The following is a 21,797-nucleotide window of genomic DNA, read 5'->3' on the forward strand; positions in this document are numbered from 1 at the left end:
CAGAGCAACAGCCCGCCCACGGTGTTGCGGTAGCCTGCCGCGGTGATCGGGGCCAACTTCCGCGGAAAAGCCGGTGCACTGGCCATCTGCCTGATCCTCACCACCGCGGCCTGCGCCACCCCGGAACCCCCCTCACCCCCGGTGCCCCCCGCCCCGACACCCCACACCCCCCTCCCGTCGGGAGCCCCCCTGCCGCCCACCCCCCAAGTTCTCCCCGCCCCCCAGGCGCCCCCCGCAACCGCCACCTGCCCCACCACCGGCTTCGACTGCGACTTCCAGAACCGCATCACCGCCGTGAAGACCTACGTGGCCCACCGCCCCGGAACCGTCGGCATAGTCCTCCGAGACCGCCAAACCGGCGCCGTCTGGCACAACGAACACGCCGAAGACCCCACCTGGACCGCCAGCACCATCAAACTGGCCATGGTGGTCGACCTCCTCCGCAGGAACCGAGAGGGCACGATCACCCTCACCCCCACAGACCACACCAAGATCACCGCCATGCTCCACAGCTCCGACGACGACGCCGCGACAACCCTGTGGACCAAGTACGGCGGCCCCGACCACACCCTGTGGAACAAGGCTTTCCCGATGTACGGCATGACCACCCTGACCCCGCAGAGGGGCTACAGCCAGACCTACCCCTACTGGGGCTACCAGAAGTGCACCACGGCGGACCTCGACCGCCTCATGACCCACGTCCTGGACAAAACCCCCGCCGAGGACAAGGCGTACATCGTCAAGAACATGCGCACAGTGGCAGCAAACCAACAGTGGGGCGTCTGGGGCGCGGGCAAAGCAGCCACCCCAGGAAACAAAGACGGCTGGTCAGAAGAAGACGGCGGCTGGGTCATGAACACGGTCGGCTTCGCAGGCCCCGCCGAGCGCTACACCCTGGCCATCATGAACAACCTCACCAACCAGGGCGCCTACGACGAGGGCCGAGCCACAGACACGGAGATAGCCCGCCTCCTCTTCGAAGGCCGCTTCTGACCCACCTCGGCGTGCAATCATGTTGAAGTGATGCGAGAAGTGTTGCATGAAGTCTAGACCTGAAGCAGCACTACAGCCCGAATACAACAGACCACATGCTCCGCCGGGGCACCCCCATCTGCAAGAACATGGTCGGCTGGCTCCGCACTCACCTTTCCGATCTGCGGACCCCCACCCTCACCGACCTGGCCGTGGACGCCAGCGACGGGGTTAGTCGTCGCAGTGAAGTCCCCTGGGTGAGGGTGCATTCGCTCAGCCGCTCCCCCAAGGCCACCGAGGGCCGGTACGTCGTCTACCTGTTCGATGCACCCGGCGATTCCGTCTTCCTGACCCTCATGCAGGGCACCACCATCTGGGTGGGCGAGACCGTGCACCCGCCCCCTCCCGGAGTTGCACGCGAGCTCGGCCTAGGCGAAGACCGTGGACGCATCACAGCTGTCCACCCACACCATGCTCATCGTCGCCGCACCCATCACCCTCGACCGCAGCACAACCCCGCCGACCGCCACAGGCGGCACCCTCCGCGTGTGCCACCCCTGGCTCGCCACCCCGACGAACCTCACGCCCATCTCGTACCGCCACCGGGGCGAGTGATCAGCTCTCGTCGACACCGATGTCGAAGGCCACGTCCGTGTCCTGCTTCGAGTAAGACCGGAACGCGATGTGCGTGTCCGTGTCCAGCACCCCCGGCACCTTGCTGATCGCCCCCGGGATCAACCGGGCCAACTCCTCGTGCTCAGCCACCCGCACCACCGCCACCAGATCCACGTCCCCGGCGCACGAGTACACCTCGGCAACCCCGGGGATGTCCGCGATCGCCTGAGCGGCCTCCGGAATGCGGTCCGTAGCAGCCCGCACCAACACGATCGCGGTGATCATCCCGCCCCCTACCCTCAGTCGACTAAGCCCACCCTAGAGCAGCCCAACGCTACGCTCACCTCACCCGAGGAGGAGGCACCCCATGCAAACCCCAGACGAATGGCTCGCCGACTTCGAGTCCAAGGTGGCAGACCTCCAGCAGAAGGCAACCGAGTTCAAGAAGAACATCGAGTCCGCCGGAGCAGTCGAACGCTCCGCCGACGGCTCGGTGACGGTCACGGTGGCCCCCAGCGGAGCCCTCCTGGACCTCCACCTGACGGACAAGGCCATGACCAAGTCAGCGGAGGCCCTCACCGCCGAAATCCTGGCCACCACCCGCACCGCCCGCCAACAAGCCGCCCAAGAGGTAGCCACAGCCTTCACCCCCCTCGGCGGCGACAGCGACATCGTCCAGCGCATCCCCACCCCTGACCCCACCACGCCCGCCCCTCGCGCCCCCGCCTCCCGCCCGGCAGAGGACGAAGACTTCACGTCGACCCGCATCTACAAGGACGAAGACCAACGCTGGTGAACCCCTGCGAGCGGCAGGGGAGCGGTCCGCTATGCTCTCACCCGCACCGCGAGGACAACCCCTCGCAAGTCCGGGTGGCGGAATGGCAGACGCGCTAGCTTGAGGTGCTAGTGCCCTTAACGGGCGTGGGGGTTCAAGTCCCCCCTCGGACACACGCGCTATCTACACCGGGGCAGGCCGTCACATCGATGGCCTGCTCTTCTGGTTGGTAGACCATGTTCAGGTCGAGGTTCCGGTACAGTCTGGCCAGCCCGGCAGGCTTGGCATCAGCCAAGGTGGTGCCGACGTCCCCGAGCGAGTCGATCATGGCGTAGACCTCGGCCCGGTCCAGGTCACCCGTGGCGGGCTGGTTGTCCATCTCGACCTGCGCGGCCACTCGGTCAGTTTGGGCCTGGTTGATCGGCTCAACCAGCGCAGCGGGGTCGACACCGACCGCGATCGCCTCTTGCAGCTTCCGCAGCCGCCGTTCCGCTTCCGCCTTGCGCGCCTTGGCGTTGCTCGTCCTCGGCGCCTCATGAGCGCCGGACTGGGCACCCATGAGAGCGGCAACGGTGTCATCGAGGTTGTCCGGGTGAAACAACTGCCCGATCCACCCGTTGACCGGCGCTGTCACGGCATCCTCGCGCACACCGTGCTCGACTGTCACCCATCACCCGACCGGTGCGCGTTCTGCTTCAGCCGCCGAGATGGCGCTACGCTCGCTGGGCCTTTCCGCAGAAGACGCCGCTGAGGTCGACCGCAGGCAGTCCCCGGCATCGGAGACCGCAGGTCCACCGCGGTTGAGCACGCCCTCCGCATCGCGTGTTGGGGCCTCCCAGTGCTGCGCTTGAATCGCTGCTGCCTCCTCGCCGGACTGTTGACCTCTTCCTTGAAGCCTGTGGTCAGCAGTTGAGCGAACTCAATTGGCAAGTTACTCCGCAGGGTGTACGGTCGGCCCCCACGTCGAGGTCTGCTTGAGATACGGGGCTTCCTCCGCGATCTTCGCCATCAATCCATGTTCCCCAGGAGCTCGTCCATGTCGAGTGGTCTGTCCAACCCGGCTGGTGCCTGTGTCGCTGCTGCGCCGTGGGGCAAGGCAGCGAAGGGTCAGGTTCATCCCTTGGTTTGCCACTGCATCGACACCACTCTGGTGGCGGAGTTGGCGCTCTGCCGGTACTTGGGGCCTGGGCCGCTGGCCGAGTTGCGCGCGGCGTTCGAGCCCCTGGGAGACGCGGACCTGTGGATCGCGCTCTTCGCGGGTCTGCACGACATCGGCAAGCACACCCCCATGTTCCAGCTCCTCCGGGAGGACGTCGCGCGGGAGCGCTTCGCGCCGTGGGACCCGAAGGAGTTGGCGCGCCTCAAGGTGCGCGGCGGGAGCGGGGAGCGGATCGATACCTTCCACGGGGGCCTCACCGCTGTCCACATCGTCGGTTTGTTGGAGCGGTGGGGCGCCGACAGGACCACCGCGAAGTTGATCGCGGTTGTGCTCGGCGGACACCACGGCCACTTCCCGACCCCCACGATCCTGAAGCATGTTGGACTGGGGACGACGGGTGTCGGTGGTCCGTCGTGGACGCGGTGGCGCGACCGGCTGGTCACTGCCGTGATCAACGCGGTCGGGTTGCCGGAGCCCGAGGGGTTGGCGTGGGACCGGGTGCGGTTCACCCCGCTCGCTGCCACGGCGTTGGCGGCCCTGACGACGATCAGCGATTGGATCGCCTCCGACACCGAGAACTTCCCCTACGGCACCGCCGACGACCTCACCGCGTACACCACCGGTGCGCGGCGTGCTGCCGCCAAGGCGATCGCCCGGCTCAACTGGGTCCCGTGGTCTCCGCCCACCGGCTTCAAGGCGTTGTTCGGCAAGGACCCGAGACCGATGCAAGAAGTGGTCGAGAAGAGCGTGCGGGGCGCGAAGGGGCCCGCGCTGGTCATCATCGAAGCCCCGCCGGGGGACGGGAAGTCCAAAGCGGCGATCCACGCCTGCGCGTTGTTCTCGGAGGCGCTGGGGATGTCGGGGATGTACCTGGGGAATCCGACGCAGGCCACGACCAACCAGCTATACCTGGAGATCGATCCGGCGGTGGCGGTCGGCGCTCCGGTTGCCCTGGTCCACTCCGCTGCCAAGGACTTCCTCGACGGGCGGGGAGCGCAGCCGAGCTCTGTTGACGTCGACGGCGCAACGGAGGAGGGCGACCGCTCCGCGCGGGAGTGGTTCACGCGGAAGAAGGCGCTGCTCACGCCGATCGGGGTGGGCACGGTGGACCAGGTGCTCAAGACCGCCATCCGGTCCGGCCACGTGTTCGTGCGCTTGTTGGCGCTGAGCAACAAGACCGTGGTCATCGACGAGGTGCATGGTTACTCGACCTACATGTCCACCTTGCTCGACCGGGTCCTGGCCTGGCTGGGCAGGATGGGCGTGCCGGTCGTGCTGATGTCGGCCACCCTCCCGTCGGGCAGGCGCGATCGGCTGATCAGGGCGTGGCGCGGTGGTCTGCTCCAGGACGCCGCCCTTCCGGTGGAGCCGCGGGACGGTGACGTGTACCCGCGGATCACCGTGGCGGACGCGGCAGGCGTCCGCCACGAACCGGCTGATCCCGCCCCGGTCAACGAGCGCAGGACGTTGCACCTCAAGCGCATCGCAACCGATGAGGTGGCCCGGTGGGCGGTGGGGGAGAGCGTTGCCAACCGTGCCGTGGCCGTCGTGCACAACCTGGTCCGACGTGTGACGGACACGGTTCTGGCCATCCACGCCCACCTGGACGAACAGGGGGTGCCCGAAGCCGACCGGCCCCGGGTGGCGGTGCTCACGGGACGCCTCGCGGCCGGGAGCCGTCGCAAACTGGAAGAAGACCTGCGTGGTCTCCTCGGCCGGGGTGGCACCAGGCCGGACCGCGGGTTGATCGTCGTCGGCACCCAGGTATTGGAGCTGGGGCTCGACCTGGACTTCGACGCCATGTGCACCGACGTCGCCCCGGTGGACGCGATGATCCAGCGCGCCGGACGGCTGCACCGGCACCGCGCGCCTGCCGACGGGCAGACCTTGACCTTGGCGATCACCGGGGTGCAGGACACCCCGGCCGGTCCGAGGTTCCCCGGCTACCTGTCGACCGTCTACGAGCCGATGATCATGATGCGCACCTGGGCGGCGTTGCGCGACCGCGCCGTCATCTCGCTCCCCGGCGACATCCCCACGCTCGTCGACGACGTCTACAGCGAACGCCTCTCCGCCCCGCCCGGTTGGGCGGACGCGTGGTCCGCCGCCGCCGACCGGCTCAAACGCAATCTGAAGAACCAGGAACTGGACGCAGCCAATAGGTACGTGCCGCACCCGGTGGCCCTGGCCTGCTCGCGTTTGGAACTCCTCACCGCCCAGCCACAGGACCCCAGCCGAACCCGGGACAGCAGACCTCGACGATGAGCACGAACCTGAACAGCAGGCACGGTGAACGGGCGGTGGTTCACATCGTCCTGCTCACCGCTCACGACACGATGACGACCACGCTCGTCGGCGGGGTGAACATCGACCTGGGGAGCACCGCCCCGCTCACCGACACCCAGCGGGACGCGCTGCGCGACTCGACCGTGGTGCTCGACTCGTTCGGCGAGCTGCCGCCCGGCGCGGCGCGCCGACTGCTCGCCGAGCCCACGCCCACCCTGTTCGCCGGCTCGCCGTGGCTGCGCGGCCACAAGGCCGTCGTCCTGCGCGACGGTTGCGCCCCGCTCGGCGACTTCACGATCCGATACGACGACGTGTTCGGAGTGGACATCACATGACCTCACCCCAGGGACCCGACCCCGAGGCGACCTTCAGCGTGTGGACCCGCCCCTGGGTCCCGGTGGTCGGCACCGACGGCGCCTCAACGACGGTGGGTCTGCGCGAGCTGGTCGCCACCGCGCACCGGCTGCGCCGGATCGCGGGGGAGTCCCCGACCATGACCGCGGCGCTGCACCGCCTGGTCCTCGCGCTGCTGCACCGCGTCTACGGGCCGCCGACCGACGAAGCCTGGCACGAGTTGTGGCTCGCCGAGGCGTTCCCCACCGCGGAGTTGGACCGCTACGGCTCGGAGTTCGCCGCGGCGTTCGACCTGTTCGACGCCGAGCGGCCGTTCCTGCAGAGCAAGGCGCTGCGGGCGCTCGCCCCCGCGACCCCGGCGAAGCTCGTCCCCTACCGCGCGGTCGGGAACAACGTCACGCTCTTCGACCACACCACCTCCGCCGACGTCATCGAGCTTTCCCCGGCCGATGCCGCCCGCTGGTTGGTGACCGTGCACGCCTATGACCCCGGCGGCATGAAGACCCCGTTCGCCAAGGACAAGTCCTCAGAACGGGCGTTGGGCAACAACTTCGGCATGGTGCTGGTCGAGGGCGGCACGCTGCGCGAGACCCTGCTGCTCAACCTGCTCGTGTACGCGCCGGAGCCCGGTTCGGACGACGCACCCGCGTGGGAGCGCCCGCAGAGCCCGCCAGGCACGCCGGGCCCCGCTCGCCGCTCGCACGGCTGGACCGAGCTGCTGACGTGGCCCTCCCGCCGGGTCGTGCTGCACCCCGCCGTCCGCGACGGTGCGGTGGTCGTGACCGGCGTGGCGATCACCCCCGGCGAGCGGCTGAAGGTCGACCTCCCCCTGGAGGAGAAGTTGGCCGCGTTCCGCACGCCGCGCGACGCCAAGGGCAGGCTCAAGCGCTCCGACGGGCTCCAGGCGGTCCGCTTGGACCGCCGCCGCGGGGTGTGGCGGCACAGTGTCGAGCTGCTCGTCGTCGACACCCGTGAGGAGGGCAGGTCCAGGCAGCGGCCCCCGGCCCTCGACCAGATCGACCGGTTCGACGAGGTCGTTCCCGCCAGCACCGTCTACACCCTGCGGGTGTTCGGCCAACGGCTGGACAGCAAGGCCAGCGTGATCGAGGCGTGGTCCGAGGAGAGCGTGTCCGCGCCCGTGGCCCTGCTGCGTGCCCGCGACGTCCGGCTGGGCGCGATGCTGGGCACGGCGATCGCTCTCGCGGACAACGCCGGGTCGGCCGTGCGCGCACTGCAGACCGGTTTCCGCACGGACATGCGCGCCAAGGCCGCGGGTGACCTGGACACGGCGTACTGGCCCTCGCTGCAGCGACCGTTCGACGACCTGCTCCGGAACCTGGGCGCGGCCCGCACCGGCGGCACGCCGGAGATCGTCCCGCTGCGGGCGTGGGCCGACGCGGTCGTCCGGCTGGCACGCGACTCGGTCGACCAGTGGTCGCGGGGCAGCCTCCAGGAAGGCCGCGCCCTGCTCGCCCTCGGCAGGCACCACAACGAGTTCAACCGGCGGCTGATCGCCGAGCGGACCACTTTCCTGAACAAGATGACCCGCTATCCCGGTCCCGACGAGGAGAACGATGGCTGACCACCCGCCCCGCGGCAGCGCGGCGAAGAAGGACCCGGCGCGGGAGAAGGACGCCACGCCGGAGAGCCGGTTCATCGGCATCCTGCTGGGCCTGCGGCAGGCCGCCGACTCCGCCAACCGGTCCGTGGCCGCCCGGGCCAGGCAGGACCTGGCCAGGCTGCGGCACAGCCTGCTCGACGGCAGGCAGACCGAGGCGTACGGGGTCGTCTTCGCCAAGGACCTCCCCGCCTCCGAGACCGACCAGCGGGTGTGGGTGCTGGTCGGCGGTCTGTTCGCGCTCAACCCCGACGGCACCTGGCACAACGGCTATTCCCGCAGCATCGGGGCGTCGATGGGCGCGCTCGCCGGCCTGGGCAACGGCGCCGCCGTCGAGCGGCGCTTCACCCAGCTACTCGGCCGCGACCCCGGCAGCCTGCCGCACCAGCTACGGCAGGTGGTCCGCCTGCTCGGCGACCGCGGCGTCGCCGTCCACTACGGGCAGTTGCTGTCGGACCTGCGCCACCTGCTCGGCCCCGACCCGCGCGGCGACGAGGCGGCCCGCGTCCGCCTGACCTGGGCGCGCGACTACCACCGCCCGCCGCCGGGCGAGAACAAGCCCGGCCAGACCGAACCCGTTCCCGTCGACCCCCGTTCCGCCACCGACCTCCCGGAGACCCCCGCGTGATCCTCGAACTGCACCTGCTCCAGTCCTTCCCCGCCAGCAACCTCAACCGGGACGACCTCGGCCAGCCCAAGACCGTCACGATGGGCGGGCACACCCGCGGCCGCATCTCCAGCCAGAGCATCAAGCGGGCCGCCCGCGGGCTGTTCGAGGACTTCGGGTTGGACCGCTCGGAGACGGGTGTGCGCACCAAGCGCCTGCTGACCGCCGCGGTGGACGTCCTCGTCGGTGACGGCAAGGACGCCGAGCAGGCCCGCGGCGTGGTGACCGCAGGGCTCCGCGGGCTGGGGTTCGGCGTCGACACCAGCCGCAACCTGACCGAGTACCTGCTGTTCGTCAGCGCCGAGGCGCCGGGGCGGCTGGCCCGCTACTGCGCGGAGAACTGGGACGCCCTGCACGCGCTCGCCGCGGCGGACAAGCCCGCCACTGCGGGCAAGGCTGAATCGGCCGCCGGGAAGACGGCGAAGGCAAAGGCCGTGAAGGTCAAGGCGGACAAGGCCGGGCAGGAAGAGGTCCGGAAGCTGCTCGACGCCCGCCGGTCGGTGGACGTCGCGCTGTTCGGCCGGATGATCGCCGACAACAAGGAGCTCAACGTCACCGCCGCCTCGCAGGTGGCGCACGCGTTCTCCACCCACGTGGTGGTCAACGAGTTCGACTTCTACACCGCGGTCGACGACATCAAGCCCGACGACGAGTCCGGCGCGGACATGATCGGCACCGTCGACTTCAACTCCGCCTGCTACTACCGCTACGCCAACCTCGACGTCGACCAGTTGACGCGGAACCTCGGCGGCGACACCGAACTGGCCCGGCGCGGCGCCACCGCCTGGTTGCACTCGTTCATCGAGGCCGTGCCGTCCGGCAAGCAGAACTCCATGGCCGCGCGCACGATGCCCGGGACCCTTCTCGGCGTCACCCGCACCCGAGGCGCCTGGAACCTCGCCAACGCGTTCTACGCCCCCGTCACCGACAGCGATGTCATGGACGGCTCCACCAAGCGGCTGCTCGCGCACTACGGCCAGCTCAGCTCGTTCTACGGTGCGCGCCAGATCCGTTCGGCCACGGCCGCGTCGGTGTCGGGGAACCTGCCCGAGACCAAAGGGGTGGCCGTGGCGTCGACGGTCGACGACCTCGTGGCCGCCATGCTCGCCGAGGTGCCCGAGTGACCAGCGTGCTCGCGCTGTGCTTCGACGCCCCGATGCAGTCGTGGGGCTCCCGGTCGCACGGGGTGGACCGGGACACCGCGCTGGAGCCGACGAAGTCCGGGGTGGTCGGGCTGCTCGCCGCCGCCCTGGGCGTCGAACGCGACCAGGACGAGGAGGTCGCCCGGCTCGCCGCGCTGCGGTTCGGGGTGCGGGTCGACCGGGAGGGGGTGCTGGAGCGCGACTACCACGTCACCCAGAACGTGCCCACCACCTCCGGCGGCGGCCACCGCACGGTGGTCAGCGAGCGGTTCTACCTGGCCGACGCGCTGTTCCTCGTCCTCCTCGAGGGGCCGCACGACGAACTGGAGCGCATCGCCGGGGCCTTGGCCGACCCGCGCTACCGGGTGTACTTCGGGCGCAAGGCGTTCGTCCCCGCCCGACCCCTGCTGCCGCCGGGCACCGGCCCGCGGCCCGGCACGATCGAGCAGGCGATCGCCGAGCACCCCCGACTGGGCACCACGCCCCAGGGCGTGATCGCCGAGTTCCGCACCGTCGTCGACTGCGTCCCCACCCACCCGCGGGCGGAGGCGCGCCACGACCACCCCGTCAGCTTCGCGCAGGGCAAGCGCAAGCACCGCACCCGCACCGTTGTCGTCGACACCGTCACCCCCGCAGCGGGAGGAACACCGTGTACCTGAGCCGACTGGTGCTCAACCCCCAGGCCCCCAGCGTCAAGCGCGGCATCGCCAACGTGCACGACATGCACCGCACGCTGATGTCCGCCTACCCCGACCAGCCGGAGCTGAGCGCCTACCGCCAGGCGCACGGCGTCCTCTGGCGGATCGATCCGGCCCGCACCGCCATCACCCAGCTCGTGCAGAGCACCACCCGCCCGGACTGGAGCCGCCTCCCCGAGGGCCACGTCGCCCGGGCGCCGGAGACCCAGTCGATGCGGCAGGTGCTCGACGCGCTCACCCCGGGCCGCCGGTTCGCCTTCCGCCTGCTGGCCAACCCCACCGAGTTCTCCCGCACCGCCGCCGAGTCCCCCAAGCGGTTGCCGCACCGCACGACCGAGGCACAGGTGACGTGGCTGATCCGCCAGGCCGAGCGGTACGGCTTCGTCATCCCCTCGGCTGCCGACGGTCGACCCGACCTCGCCACCACGGAGATCCCGCAGATCACCGGCCGCAAGAAGGGGAGCAGGATCACCGTCTACGCGGTGCGCTACGACGGGCACCTGGTCGTGACCGACCCCGCCGCCCTGTCCGGAGCCCTGACCTCGGGGATCGGTCGGGCCAAGGCGTACGGCTGCGGCCTGCTCAGCCTCGCCTCCCCCCGGGCGCGCTGAACCCGGCCCTGGTCGTGCGGCCGTGGCGTGCTCGGCCCCGCAGGCGCGGGGAGGTGTTGCTTGTCGAGCGAACTCAGGGAACAGCCCCGCCTGCGAGGGGAAGGGAAAACGGGGTGAGGCTAACACCGACGCGACCGCTTCGCCGTGGTCGGCACGCGGCAACGGCACCGGCCATGGTGGAGTCTGCTCCACCACGAGGACGCCCCTCGCCTGCACTGCTTTCCCCGAGATCCGTTCCTAGCCTTTGACCATGACTTCGACACCAGTCGCCCGCACCGGCCGAGCCCCGTCCGACCGCTGGCAGGCCTTGGTCCGGCGGTACCCGCTGATCACGTTCTTCGCCCTCGCCAACGGCATCAGCTGGCTCGCGTGGACGCCGTACATCCTGTCGCTCGACGGGTTCGGCGTACTGCACTTCCGCTACGCCGACTTCATCATGGGCAACCAGCTCACCGCGATCCTGCCCGGCGCGTACCTCGGACCGCTGACCGCCGCGTTCACCGTCACGGCGATCACCGAGGGGCGGGCAGGCCTGCGGCGGTGGCGCGGGCGGCTGTTCCGGTTCCGCGCCGGGATCGGGTGGTACGCGGTGGCGCTGCTCGCGGTGCCGACCGCCATCGTCGCGGGCACGGCGGTGCTGCCCGGCGCCGAGGAGGCCATGCGGTTCCCGTCGACGGCGGTGCTGGCCCTCTACCTGCCGATGCTCGTGCTCCAGTTCTTCACCACCGGTCTGTCCGAGGAACCCGGCTGGCGCGACTTCGCGCTGACCCGCCTGCAGCAGCGCCACCACCCCCTCGTGGCGACGCTCATCCTCGGTGCCCTGTGGTCGCTGTGGCACTTCCCGCTGTTCCTCACCCCGTGGGGCGGCCCGGACGTCGGGCCGGTCACGATCGGGCGGTTCGTGATCATGGCGGTGGAGATGAGCATCCTGATCACGTTGGTCTACAACAGGGGGCGCCAGAGCGTGCCGCTGGTCATGCTGCTGCACTGCTCGATCAACAACTTCCAGTCGATCGCCTTCTCGGACGTCTTTCCCGGCGAGAACCCCGACTGGGCCTGGGGGCCCGCGCTCGGCTTGGGGGCCCTCTGCCTGGTGGTCATCGCCGCCACCCGCGGCAGGCTCGGCTACCCCGTCCCGGCCACCAGCACCACCGCCCCGAAGAGCGAGGTCCTCGTATGACCCGCACGCCGGCCGTGAGCGCCCCGCGGGTGGGCACCGCGCGGCCGTCCCGTCGGTGCGGGCGCCTGACGTGGCCCGGTCACGGCTCGTGCCAGGATTGCCCACCCCCGTCGTCCCGAGAGGAGCAGCCACCGTGACCGTCCCCGCCCCGGACCGGCAGTGGCGCAGGGCGTGGGGGTTCCTCGCCGCCACCGTCGTGGTCGGGTGCCAGGCCATGGCCGCGCTGCTGGCGATGGTCGTGTGCGTGGGTCTGGTCGTCCCGCTGCCGCTGCTCCCGCACGTCGTCCGGTTCGCCCGTCGCTTGGCCGCGGGCGAGCGGGACCGCGTCGGCCGCCACCTGGCGACCACGATCCCACCGCCGCCCGCGGTCCCGGGCACCGGCGTTACGGAGGCGGTGACCAGCCCGAACGACCGCAGGGACGTCCAGTGGCTGGCGTTGCAGGGCACGCTCGGCCTGTTCGCGGGGTTGGTGGCCATCGGCTCGCCAGCCGGTGTCGCGCAGAACCTGTTCGTGGCCGCGTTCTGGCCGTTCCTGCCCGGCGCGAGCACGACGTTCGACAGCCCGGTGGCGTCCTGGGCGGGCGCGGGGGTCGCGGTGCTGGTCGCCGCCGCGTACGGCCTGCTGGGCGTGGTGCTGGTGCCGCCGCTGGCCCGCTGGTGGGCGAGGACCAGCGCGGCGAGGCTCGCGCCGTCGAAGCGGACGCTCACCGAGCGCTTGGCCGAGGTCACCGCGACGCGGGCGGCGGCGCTGGAGGCGCACGGGGCCGAACTGCGGCGCATCGAGCGCAGCCTGCACGACGGCACGCAGAACCGGATCGTCGCGGTGGTGATGCACCTGGGCATGGTGGAGCGCGCGTTGACCCGTGACCCGGCCGCGGCGCTGCCGGTGGTCATCGCCGCCCGGGAGGCGGCCACCGACGCGCTGGCCGAACTGCGCGAGGTCGTGCGGGCCATCTACCCGCCCGTGCTGGCCGACCGGGGGCTGACGGGTGCCGTGGCGTCGCTGGTCGCGCACTGCGCGATCCCGTGCGCCCTGGAGGAGCACCCGATCCCGCGCCTGCCCGCGGCGGTGGAGGCGGCGGCGTACTTCGTCGCGGCGGAGGCGCTGACCAACGCCGTCAAGCACAGCGGGGCCGATCGGATCACCGTGAGCCTGCGCCACGAGGACGACGTGCTCGTCGTCGAGGTCACCGACGACGGCCGCGGCGGAGCCGACCGGGCGCACGGCAGCGGCCTGACCGGGATTCGGGGGCGGGTGGCCGCGTTCGACGGCACGACCAGGATCGACAGCCCCCCGGGTGGACCCACTGTCGTGCGGGTGGACATCCCCGCGGGACCATGAGCCGTGCGCATAGTGATCGCCGAGGACGACGCCCTGCTCCGGGAAGGCCTGGCGCACCTGCTGCGCGCCGAGGGGATGGAGGTCACCGCCGCCGTCGACAACCCCGACGACCTGCTGACCGCGCTCGACGCCGACCGGCCGGACGTCGCCGTCGTGGACGTCCGGATGCCGCCGACGTTCCGCGACGAGGGCCTGCGCGCGGCGGTCCGGGCGCGCGAGCGGTGGCCGGGGCTCTCGGTGCTCGTGCTGTCCGCGCACGTCGAGGAGAGCTACGCGACCGAGTTGCTGGCCGACGGCGTGGGCGGTGTCGGCTACCTGCTCAAGGAGCGGGTGGGCAAGGTGGCCGACTTCCTGGACGCCCTGGAGCGGGTCGCCGCGGGCGGCACCGCGCTGGACCCCGAGGTCGTGGCCCAGCTCCTGGTGCGCAGGCGTGCCGATGACCCCCTGCAGCGCCTGACGCCGCGCGAGCGCGAGGTGCTGGGGCTGATGGCCGAGGGTCACTCCAACGCCACGATCGGCGCCCTGTTGGTGATCAGCGACGGCGCCGTGCACAAGCACATCGGCAACATCTTCACCAAGCTCGGCCTGCCCACCACGGACGCGGGTCACCGCAGGGTGCTGGCCGTGCTGGCCTACCTGAAGGCGTGACACCACGGCCTCGGGTCGGCAGGTCCGACTCCTCTCGGGACGGTTGTAAGACCGACACCCGTGGTCCAGAAGTCGATCGCCGGGGAGATCGCGGCCGGGGAGTGCGTTGCGCCGGACACGAGCAAGCTGTCCCCGGCGGACCGCGACGACCTCGAGCGGTTGGTCGCCTTGGGCGAGCAAGGTGGTGATCCACTGATGGCTCTGGGCCAGATCGAGTTCGACGCCCTGCTGCGCGAGCACCAGCGGTGGAACGACGGTGAGGGGGGCGGTCGGCTGGACCTGACCGGCCACGTCCTGATGGGGCTCCGGCTGGCGGGGCGCCGGGTCGACGGGGCGGTGCTCAACGGGGCCGACCTCTCCGGGTGCGACCTGACCGGGGTGGACCTCAGCCACGCCGAACTGATCGGCGCCACGCTGCGGCGGGCCACGCTGCGGTCCGCTGACCTCTGCAAGGCGAACCTCACGGGCGCCGACCTGGGCGGTGCCGATCTGACCGGTGCCCGGCTGTTGCGCACCGACCTGACCGAGGCGGTGCTGGCCGACGCCGTCCTCGACCGCGCCGACCTGACGAAGACCTTCTTCTCCCGGACCGACCTGCGCAACGCGAAGCTGCGCCACGCCACCTTCGACCGGGTCGGCTTCGACGCCGACCCGGTGAGCGGGTGGGACGCCACGGGCGCCACCGGCACCGTGCTCGCGGGCAGCCTGGTCACCGACGCGTCAGGCCTGGCGGACGCGATCGAGGCGTTGCGCCACGCCGGAGCGCTGGTCCGCCCGTTCGTGCGAAAGGTGCAGGCATGACCGGCCCGTGGAACGCGTCCCAAGGGCGTCGTGCACTCCATGCAGGACCAGCTCGACCGGTCGGCTGCGCGGCGGGCGCACCCGCCTCGGGGGTGCACCCGCCGCGCAGCCGACCGGCGCGGGCGAGGCGTTGGACGGGGCCACCCGGTCGAGGTGACCGGTGGGCAGGTGACCGACCTGCGCATCGACCGGAGGCCCTGCGCGACCCCGACCTCGGTGCCGCCGTCGTGGCCGCCACCAACGCCGCGCTCGACGCCGCCCGCATCGCGGTGGTCGAGTCGTCCCCGGCCGCGCCATCCCTCGACGAGATGACCCGCACGCTGAACGAACTCGCCACCGGCTCCGCCGCACCTTGGACGAGGCGACCGAGGGCGCCCGCCGTTCCATGGCCGCCGTCCAGCGCATCTCTGAACTCCACCGCTCCCGGCCCTGATCCGCGATCCTGGCAGAGGTCATCGGTTTGACGGTCCGGTTCCGCCTCTCGCGGACCCCGGTGCCATCACGATCCGACTGGCTCCCCGGCCCAAGCGGGCCTGGCCTGGCCGAGGACCGCCTGCCGGTGCGCGAGTTCCGGCACGACTGACGCGTTCAAGACCACCCGCTGGTCGTTCGCCGCGCTCCACCACCGCTCTGCCTCGTCCTGCTTGCCCAACGCCGAGGCCACGTTGCTCAGTCCGACGAGCGCACGGCTGCGTTCGGCGTACTCGTGCTCGAGTTCGGACAGGCTCGAAGCCCTGAAGTAGCAGTCCTCCGCCTCGCGGTGGTGACCCGCCCGGAAGTGCGCCCAACCCAGCATGTTCACCCCGAGGATCTCGTCCTGCGGTGTCTCGGCCATCCCCACGGCCTGCTCGGCGTAGGCGGTGGCCTCGGCATGCAGGTCCAATCGGGCCGCGGCCAAGGCCATGCCGCGCAGGGTGATCATGTGGTTGCGCTGGCGCCGGTCTGCCTCGTACTGGGCGGCGGCCACGCGCAACTGCTCCAAGGCGCGCTCGGACCTGTCCTGGTAGACCCAGACCCAGGCGAGGCTGCACCGCGCGTCGGTAGCGCCGTGGTTGTCCCCGGCCTCGGTGAACAGCGCGATCGCCTGGTGGTGGCAGCGCGCCGCCTCGGTGTGGTCACCGAATTCCAGCAGCGCCATGCCCAGGTTGTTGAGCGTTGTCGCGCAGGCCTTCGGGTCGCCCGTGCGGCGGGCGGCCTCCAGCGCGCACCGATGCGTCCGGATCCACGGCTCGATCAGCTTGTCGCGGCTGAAGAACCCGCGCAGCAGGTTGGCCAGGCTCACGCACTGGTGGTCTTTGCCTGATCCGGCGGCGATCTCGCACAGGGCCATCGCCGCGGGCCAGTTCGACCTCAGCCAGGTCAGCGCGCCCCCCGCATCGGTGAAGTCGGTGGCGACCGGGGGCAGCGCAGGCAGGTACCGCCTCGGCTCCATCAGAGCGTTCGCCCTCGCCAAGGTGCAGGCGGTGTGCTCGATGAGCCGGGTGACCGCGCGGTCGCGCGTCTCTTCCGCCAAGTCCGGGACGCGGCGGTCGACGAGCAGGGTGCGGAGCAGGTCGTGCAGTTCGACGGCCCCACCGGGGTGGCGGTCGAGGAGGTGGGAGTCGACCAGCCCGGAAATCAGGGTTTCCGCTTCCGCCCGCGGCAGGTCGGTCAGCGCGGCCGCGTTGTGCGGGTCCACCCGGCCGCTCGGGTGAAGGCTCAGCAGCGTGAGGAGTTCCCGCTCCGCCGGGCGCAGCAGGTCCACCGAGACCGACAGGGCGCTGGTCACTCGGTTCTCATCGTCGTCGAGGGTGAGGAACCGCGTCGACGGCGATTCCAGGAAGGTGCGCAGTTCGGCCAAGCTCCAGCAGCCCGTGCGGTGCCGGGCCGCCACCGCTTGGATGGCCAGCGGCAGCCCACCGCACCGGTCGAGGATCTCGGCCAGGCAGTCCTCCTCGTCCGCGGTCACCTGCGATATGACGCCGAACAGGTCCCGCGCGGCATCCCGGGCCAGTGGCTTGACGTGCACGTTCTCCGCGCCGTCCAGGGATGCCAACCGGTTGCGGCTGGTGATGATGACAGCGCTCGGCGACCGGCCCGGCAACAGGTGGCGCACCTGCGCTGCCGTTCGGACGTTCTCGAAAATCAAGAGCATCCGCCGCCTGGCCAACCGCGTCCACAGCAGAGTCGTCCGGCTGTCGCGATCGGCCGGGATGCCCTGCGGGTCGGTGATCTGGCACAGCAAGCGTTCCAGGGCCTGGTCCGGGGTCAGCTCGGGTTCGTCTGTCGCGTGCCCGCGGAAGTCGATCCGCACGCACCCGTCGGGGTACATGTCCCGCACTTCCGCGCACACCGCCGCGGTGAGGGCGGACTTGCCGATACCGCCGAACCCGCTCAGCACCATCGTGCCCGGCCACGGCTCGGCCAGTCTGGCGGCAAGGCGCTCGCTGAGGTCCGCGCGGCCGACCAGGCGCCTGGGCACCGGCGGGTACCCGAGGGGGGTGGCGGAGTCGGACTGCCGCTGCAGCAGGTGCGGGACGAGGGCCATGAGCCGGCCGTCGGCACCGAGCGCGCGTTCGGCCCGCTCGACTTCCTCGAGGTTCGGGACCCGAAGCCCGCTCTCGAGCCTGCTGATGGTGGGGCCGCTGCACTTGAGGAGGCTGCCCAGGCTCTCCTGGCTCAGGTTCTGCTCGTCCCTCAAGCGCTTCAGTGTTTCGCCGAATACGTTCATCTTCACGCAACTCCATCTCGTGGCGGTGGTCAGTTGAGCGGTTCGTCCAGCAGCGCGGTGAAGTCGACGGGATCGCTGCTTGCCTTGACGTGGTCGGCGGCTGCGCGCACGCGGTCGGCTTCGTGCGGATCACCACCCGCGCACCGCAGCAGCAGATCGGGCGGGGCCGCCAGCACAGCGGCGGGTGTCCGCAGTCCGGCTCCGGCCAGGGCGCAGAAGGTGCCGCGCCGGAACCCGGGACCGATGCGGTGCGCGACGGGCACGAGGTCGGTCACCACGCCCAGCCGCAGTTGGGCGGGGAGGCCCGTGCCCATGATCTCCAGTTCCAGGCTCGGGTGCAGTTGGTGGGCGATGTCGACCACTGCCGCCACCACCTCGGCCGTGCGCGTCGCCGCCTGCCGCACGGGAGGCGGGGCCTGTTCGCCGTGCCGGGCCAACCCGGCCTCGATGCGGCGCAGCGGCACGCCCTGCATCCACAGCACGCAGGCGATCGCGCGCCTGACCCTGGCGGCCCACCCTGTCCTGCTCCGGAGCAGCCGCAGCAGTGAGGGGGCGATCTGCTGCTTGACGACAGCGGCGATGAGAGCCGCTTCCTCTCCGCGTGGGTCTCCGGAACCGGCTGGGAAGCGGACCTCGTCCAACTCCGCGGTCGTCTGCGCGAGTGCGATCAGGGTCATCCGGTTGATCTCCGAGGGGCGGATACCCGCCAGTGCCGCGCGCACGTCCACCACCGACTCGATGCGGACGGACCGGGTCACGGCGACTTCACCCAGTGGGGTCAACGCGTAGCCGGTGTGCACCCGGCGCACCAAGCCCCGTTCGAGCAGGTCCGCCAGCACGGGTCCCACGGCGTCCGGTGGGAATGGGTCCGCTTCTCCGCTGGTCCGGCACTGGTGGGACGCGAAGCTCCACTTCAGGAACTCCGCCACGTCGGTCCCGCTGGGCCTGGTCCCACTCGCCAACCTGCCCGCGCAGGCGTGCAGGACCCACCGCTTGGCGTCGATGTGCCCGTCGCGCATCGCCGAGCGCAGCGGCGCACCCGTCCCTTTCGGGTAGCGGTTCCACTTCGCCGACGCGTCCACGGCGTCCCGGGCCAGGATGATCGCCCTGCCCCGGGAGGAGAGCCCGGTCCGACCCGCCCGACCGGCCATGTTCCGGTACTCGCCGTGGGAGTAGGGCGTGCCGTCGGGGTGCACCAGATCACCGATGACCGCTGTGTCCACCGGGAGGTTGACGCCCTGGGCGAGGGTCGTCGTGGCCACCAGCACCCGGATGTCGCGGTCGCGGAAGCCCCGCTCGACGGCGGTGCGCTCCACCGTGGACAGTTCAGACGTGTGGAACGCGACACCGCGGTGCAAGCAGTCGCGCAATCGGTCGCCGATGGCGCCCAAGTCGTCGTCGGGAATCGCCGACAGGGTCGTGTTCGCGCCGGGGAGGCCGAGCTGATCCCCCAGCAGGGCGGCGGAGGACTTCGCCTTGTGCTTGGTACTGCGGAAAACGATCACCTGTTCGCCCTCGTCGAGCAGGGATTTCACCAACGCCACCTGGAGGTCCACCCCCGGTTCCGGGCAGAACAGCGTGGTGGTCGTCTCCTGGCAGCCGGGCACCTCGTGCCGGAACGCCCCGTCGGGGGTGAGCACCCCTTCCACCAGGGGAACCGGCAGGTCCTCGGACACGACCTCGGAGGCAGGCAACCAGGTGTCCAGACCGCCCAGCGAGCCCGTCGCGGCGGACAGGCCGACGATCTGCGGCTCCTGGTGGTCCAGGTGGTGCAGCTTGACCAGCATCAGCGTCAGCTCGAGGGCCGGACCGCGCGAGGGGTTGCCCAGGTTGTGGATCTCGTCGACGACCAGCACCCGGACCTGGGACAGCAGTTCCGGGTTCCGCAGCAGCAGGGCCAGGAACATCTCGTAGGTGAGGACGCCGACGTCGTAGGTCGCGGTCAGCAGGGCACCGACCTGGTCGGTGTGTTCGCCGGTCACCCTGATCACCCGCGTCGCGATGCCCGCGTGTGCCCGCAGCAGGCGGTCGTGCAGTTCGGCCACGAGCGCTCGGGTCGGCAGCAGGATGAGTGCCCGGCCACCCCGGGACACCGCGTGGTCCGCCACGAGCCGCCCGATGGCCGTCTTGCCCCCGGACGGGGGTGCCTGGACCACCACTGAGAACCCCGCCAGCGCGCCACCGGTGTTGATCGCCTTGAGCTGCAGGGGATTGAAGTGCGGGATTTCCTCGGCCCACCTCCTGGCCATCGGTTCGCTCAGGCCCACTCGCACCAGGCTCGACGGCCGCGCTGTCACCTGTCCGGGCTCGTGGGCACCACGTACCGCCAGGTACCGGGGGCCCGGGCGCAGGATCGGCAGGGTGGTGCTGCCCTCGAGTCGGCCGGTGAACGTGGGGTCCTGTCGCCGGGCATCGCCTCCCGACCGGGCCCCGGTCACCTTGCGCCGGACGTGGTTGATCAGGGCGAGCACGTCGATGCGACCCCCGTCCACGACCTCCTCGGCTCCGCACAGGGCGGCCAGGAGGTGGTGGGTGAGCAGTCCGTGCCGGAGGACGGGGTCCTCCCTGGCCCGCTGCTCAGCGGTGCTCGCGGTCAGCACCACCCGTCCGCGGCCGACGACCTCGGCGAGCACGCGGTCCACCCGTGATGCCGGTGCGGGCGCGTGCAGGACCCGGTCACCCGGTTCGCCGGAGAAGCAGCAGTCGAGTACGACCAGCAGCACCCCGGCGGGGATGGCGTTGAGCAGGCGAACCAGCTCTTCCAACCCGAGCCCGGTACCCGTCGGGTTGTCCGGGTCCGTGTCGTGGGTGGCCAGCACATGGTCGGGGGTTCCGTGGCCGGAGTAGGTGATGACGACGACGTCGTTGTTCGTGCTCGTGGCCGCGAGCCGCCGCAAACCGGCGGTGACCGCCGCCCGGGTGGCGGCGGCGTCGTGGAGCAACTCCGCTCGCCCGTCACCGAAGGTGTCGGCGAACAGCGCGTGCAAGGCGATCGCGTCCTTCTTGGCGTAGCGCACCGGCTGGGCCTCCGGCGACGCGAACTGCGACACCCCGATGAACAGGCCGCCGAACCCGGGTTCCGCACTCATGCCGCACCGGACTTGCCGCTCGGGGATGACTCCATCGACCGGGGGTCGTGCCGCAGCACGGACAGCAGGTCTGCCGCGCCTTCGGCCGTCAGCTCCGTGACGAGGTAATGGTCGGCGCAGTACGGCTGGAGGAAGTCCGGGATGTCATCCGGTGTGATGCCGGGCAACACCACCGGGAGCGTCCGGCGCGTCCACTCCTGCCGGTGGCGGTGCACGAGTTCGCGCAGCAGAGCCATCTCGGACTGCATGCCCAGGTGTTCCGATTCCAGCACCGCGCCGTCACCGACCGCCGCGCACATCGGAGAAGCGATGACGATGACGTAGTCCGCGTTCCGCATCTCCCGCGGCGCCCAGAGTCCCCAGTCGCGGCGCACGGTGCAGTCGAGATGGTCGATTCGGACGTCGAATCCCTGCCCGATCAGGAACTCCGCGAACGCGCGCACCATGGCGACGTGCTCTTCGGAGTCGTAGGCGTAGGAGATGAAGACCCGGGGAATCCACGGCCACGCCGTCTCCTGCCTGCCACCGGACGGGGACGGGGAGTCGGGCAGTGCCTCGATCCCGGATTGCCTGCCGAGGTCGACGGTGAACCCCACCGGCAGTGCCACCGGCCAGGAGTGGAGGTCACCAGCCGAGGTGTTGAACCGCGATGTCGCCTCCACCGGGAGGTGGGGGAGTTCGGACGGTGCGGTGAGCACGACCCAGGCGACCCGGTCACCCGCCGGTCGCCGCCCGCCGCCGTGGTGCAGCCACCGGACTCCGGAGGTGCCCACTCCGAAGGTGCTCACCGCCGAGTCCTGCTCGGGCAGGTGGACGTCGGCGGTGTTGCTCTGGCAGGGAACGAGGTTGGCGTACCGGTTGACGACGTAGGAGTGGCCTCGGTTCGGAGCGGTGGTGTGCGGGAGTGCGTCGAGGACCTTCACGGTCTCCGGGAACGAGAGCGCCACCTCGAACCACGGGATGCCCAGCCCGTCCGCCACCTCGAGCAGACTGTAATTGATCTTGACCAGGTAGCACGCCAGCCACGGGGGCAGCTCGGTCCCGCCCACCGGGTGGACCTGCCAGCTCGCCAGCCGCACCACGCCGACCGACTTGTCGTCGGGGCCGGTGGTCAACCACCGGGTTCCCTG

The 21,797-nt window shown here is 70.9% G+C and carries 19 protein-coding genes, 1 tRNA gene and 1 pseudogene; 16 read left to right on the forward strand and 5 right to left on the reverse strand.

Going from position 1 to position 21,797, the window contains the following annotated elements; genetic code table 11:
* Positions 1–42 precede the first annotated feature (42 nt).
* The 3 genes and pseudogenes from DFQ13_RS22855 to DFQ13_RS35215 all read left to right on the forward strand — a co-directional run bounded on the left by DFQ13_RS22855 (position 43) and on the right by DFQ13_RS35215 (position 1,587).
* Positions 43–993 (forward strand): serine hydrolase, encoded by a 951-nt coding sequence (locus DFQ13_RS22855; protein ID WP_233438535.1) that lies wholly within the window; start codon positions 43–45, stop codon positions 991–993.
* 128 nt (positions 994–1,121) lie between these two features.
* Positions 1,122–1,337 (forward strand): annotated as a pseudogene (locus DFQ13_RS36005) (MrcB family domain-containing protein); the annotation flags it as partial.
* A 76-nt stretch (positions 1,338–1,413) separates the two neighbouring features.
* Positions 1,414–1,587: a hypothetical protein gene (locus DFQ13_RS35215; protein ID WP_233427648.1), complete on the forward strand. Its 174-nt coding sequence runs from the start codon at positions 1,414–1,416 to the stop codon at positions 1,585–1,587.
* Here DFQ13_RS35215 and DFQ13_RS22865 read toward each other — a convergent pair whose 3' ends face one another.
* Positions 1,588–1,872: an Lrp/AsnC family transcriptional regulator gene (locus tag DFQ13_RS22865; protein ID WP_035283591.1), complete on the reverse strand. Its 285-nt coding sequence runs from the start codon at positions 1,870–1,872 to the stop codon at positions 1,588–1,590.
* Between the two features lie 82 nt (positions 1,873–1,954).
* On the opposite strand from DFQ13_RS22865, the gene DFQ13_RS22870 reads away from it, so the two are divergent.
* Together DFQ13_RS22870 and DFQ13_RS22875 are read left to right on the forward strand one after the other, a co-directional pair.
* Entirely contained in the window at positions 1,955–2,383 is a 429-nt protein-coding gene (locus DFQ13_RS22870; RefSeq protein ID WP_035283590.1) for a YbaB/EbfC family nucleoid-associated protein, read from the forward strand.
* 68 nt (positions 2,384–2,451) lie between these two features.
* Positions 2,452–2,535: transfer RNA gene (locus DFQ13_RS22875), tRNA-Leu, on the forward strand.
* Here the strand turns inward: DFQ13_RS22875 and DFQ13_RS22880 are convergent.
* Positions 2,517–3,029: a hypothetical protein gene (locus DFQ13_RS22880; protein WP_110081286.1), complete on the reverse strand. Its 513-nt coding sequence runs from the start codon at positions 3,027–3,029 to the stop codon at positions 2,517–2,519. The genes DFQ13_RS22875 and DFQ13_RS22880 overlap by 19 nt on opposite strands.
* 369 nt (positions 3,030–3,398) lie before the next feature.
* Here DFQ13_RS22880 and cas3 point away from each other — a divergent pair, with 369 nt between their 5' ends.
* From cas3 to DFQ13_RS22935, 11 genes are all read left to right on the forward strand, one after another.
* The gene (cas3, locus tag DFQ13_RS22885) at positions 3,399–5,786 is read left to right on the forward strand and encodes a CRISPR-associated helicase Cas3' (RefSeq protein WP_233438536.1); all 2,388 of its coding nucleotides are present in this window, start codon (positions 3,399–3,401) and stop codon (positions 5,784–5,786) included.
* Positions 5,783–6,142 (forward strand): hypothetical protein, encoded by a 360-nt coding sequence (locus DFQ13_RS22890; RefSeq protein WP_110081288.1) that lies wholly within the window; start codon positions 5,783–5,785, stop codon positions 6,140–6,142. Before cas3 ends, DFQ13_RS22890 begins: the two co-directional genes overlap by 4 nt.
* Complete coding sequence (gene casA / locus DFQ13_RS22895; RefSeq protein WP_110081289.1) at positions 6,139–7,743, forward strand: type I-E CRISPR-associated protein Cse1/CasA; 1,605 nt, start codon at positions 6,139–6,141, stop codon at positions 7,741–7,743. Before DFQ13_RS22890 ends, casA begins: the two co-directional genes overlap by 4 nt.
* Entirely contained in the window at positions 7,736–8,407 is a 672-nt protein-coding gene (gene casB, locus DFQ13_RS22900) for a type I-E CRISPR-associated protein Cse2/CasB (RefSeq protein ID WP_110081290.1), read from the forward strand. Before casA ends, casB begins: the two co-directional genes overlap by 8 nt.
* The gene (cas7e, locus tag DFQ13_RS22905; protein WP_110081291.1) at positions 8,404–9,570 is read left to right on the forward strand and encodes a type I-E CRISPR-associated protein Cas7/Cse4/CasC; all 1,167 of its coding nucleotides are present in this window, start codon (positions 8,404–8,406) and stop codon (positions 9,568–9,570) included. Before casB ends, cas7e begins: the two co-directional genes overlap by 4 nt.
* Positions 9,567–10,247, forward strand: coding sequence for a type I-E CRISPR-associated protein Cas5/CasD (gene cas5e, locus DFQ13_RS22910; RefSeq protein ID WP_110081292.1), 681 nt, complete (start codon positions 9,567–9,569; stop codon positions 10,245–10,247). The genes cas7e and cas5e overlap by 4 nt, the downstream gene beginning before the upstream one ends.
* Positions 10,238–10,897: a type I-E CRISPR-associated protein Cas6/Cse3/CasE gene (cas6e, locus tag DFQ13_RS22915; RefSeq protein ID WP_110081293.1), complete on the forward strand. Its 660-nt coding sequence runs from the start codon at positions 10,238–10,240 to the stop codon at positions 10,895–10,897. The genes cas5e and cas6e overlap by 10 nt, the downstream gene beginning before the upstream one ends.
* Positions 10,898–11,147: 250 nt before the next feature.
* Positions 11,148–12,077 (forward strand): type II CAAX endopeptidase family protein, encoded by a 930-nt coding sequence (locus tag DFQ13_RS22920; protein WP_110081294.1) that lies wholly within the window; start codon positions 11,148–11,150, stop codon positions 12,075–12,077.
* Positions 12,078–12,210: 133 nt separating this feature from the next.
* On the forward strand, positions 12,211–13,419 hold the full coding sequence (locus DFQ13_RS34515) for a sensor histidine kinase (protein ID WP_110081295.1): 1,209 nt from the start codon (positions 12,211–12,213) through the stop codon (positions 13,417–13,419).
* A 3-nt stretch (positions 13,420–13,422) separates the two neighbouring features.
* The gene (locus DFQ13_RS22930; protein ID WP_110081296.1) at positions 13,423–14,067 is read left to right on the forward strand and encodes a response regulator; all 645 of its coding nucleotides are present in this window, start codon (positions 13,423–13,425) and stop codon (positions 14,065–14,067) included.
* 60 nt (positions 14,068–14,127) lie between these two features.
* A complete protein-coding gene (locus DFQ13_RS22935; protein WP_110081297.1) occupies positions 14,128–14,868 on the forward strand; it encodes a pentapeptide repeat-containing protein in 741 nt (246 codons plus the stop codon).
* A 499-nt stretch (positions 14,869–15,367) separates the two neighbouring features.
* Here DFQ13_RS22935 and DFQ13_RS22940 read toward each other — a convergent pair whose 3' ends face one another.
* Genes DFQ13_RS22940 through DFQ13_RS22950 form a run of 3 tightly spaced genes read right to left on the reverse strand, consistent with a single transcriptional unit; the run spans position 15,368 to position 21,782 of the window.
* Positions 15,368–17,578: a helix-turn-helix domain-containing protein gene (locus tag DFQ13_RS22940; protein WP_110081298.1), complete on the reverse strand. Its 2,211-nt coding sequence runs from the start codon at positions 17,576–17,578 to the stop codon at positions 15,368–15,370.
* 29 nt (positions 17,579–17,607) lie between these two features.
* Entirely contained in the window at positions 17,608–20,667 is a 3,060-nt protein-coding gene (locus tag DFQ13_RS22945; protein WP_110081299.1) for a DEAD/DEAH box helicase, read from the reverse strand.
* Complete coding sequence (locus tag DFQ13_RS22950; protein ID WP_181400116.1) at positions 20,664–21,782, reverse strand: SEFIR domain-containing protein; 1,119 nt, start codon at positions 21,780–21,782, stop codon at positions 20,664–20,666. Before DFQ13_RS22950 ends, DFQ13_RS22945 begins: the two co-directional genes overlap by 4 nt.
* Positions 21,783–21,797 lie beyond the last annotated feature (15 nt).

The organism is Actinokineospora spheciospongiae, from assembly GCF_003182415.1.
Classification (GTDB): domain Bacteria; phylum Actinomycetota; class Actinomycetes; order Mycobacteriales; family Pseudonocardiaceae; genus Actinokineospora; species Actinokineospora spheciospongiae.

Coding starts and splice junctions, on each gene's coding strand:
- DFQ13_RS22870 (WP_035283590.1), top strand. CDS start 1,955: ATGCAAACCCCAGACGAATGGCTCGCCGACTTCGAGTCCAAGGTGGCA.
- DFQ13_RS22945 (WP_110081299.1), bottom strand. CDS start 20,667: ATGAGTGCGGAACCCGGGTTCGGCGGCCTGTTCATCGGGGTGTCGCAG.
- DFQ13_RS22940 (WP_110081298.1), bottom strand. CDS start 17,578: ATGAACGTATTCGGCGAAACACTGAAGCGCTTGAGGGACGAGCAGAAC.
- DFQ13_RS22865 (WP_035283591.1), bottom strand. CDS start 1,872: ATGATCACCGCGATCGTGTTGGTGCGGGCTGCTACGGACCGCATTCCG.
- casB (WP_110081290.1), top strand. CDS start 7,736: ATGGCTGACCACCCGCCCCGCGGCAGCGCGGCGAAGAAGGACCCGGCG.
- DFQ13_RS22920 (WP_110081294.1), top strand. CDS start 11,148: ATGACTTCGACACCAGTCGCCCGCACCGGCCGAGCCCCGTCCGACCGC.
- DFQ13_RS22890 (WP_110081288.1), top strand. CDS start 5,783: ATGAGCACGAACCTGAACAGCAGGCACGGTGAACGGGCGGTGGTTCAC.
- cas3 (WP_233438536.1), top strand. CDS start 3,399: ATGTCGAGTGGTCTGTCCAACCCGGCTGGTGCCTGTGTCGCTGCTGCG.
- casA (WP_110081289.1), top strand. CDS start 6,139: ATGACCTCACCCCAGGGACCCGACCCCGAGGCGACCTTCAGCGTGTGG.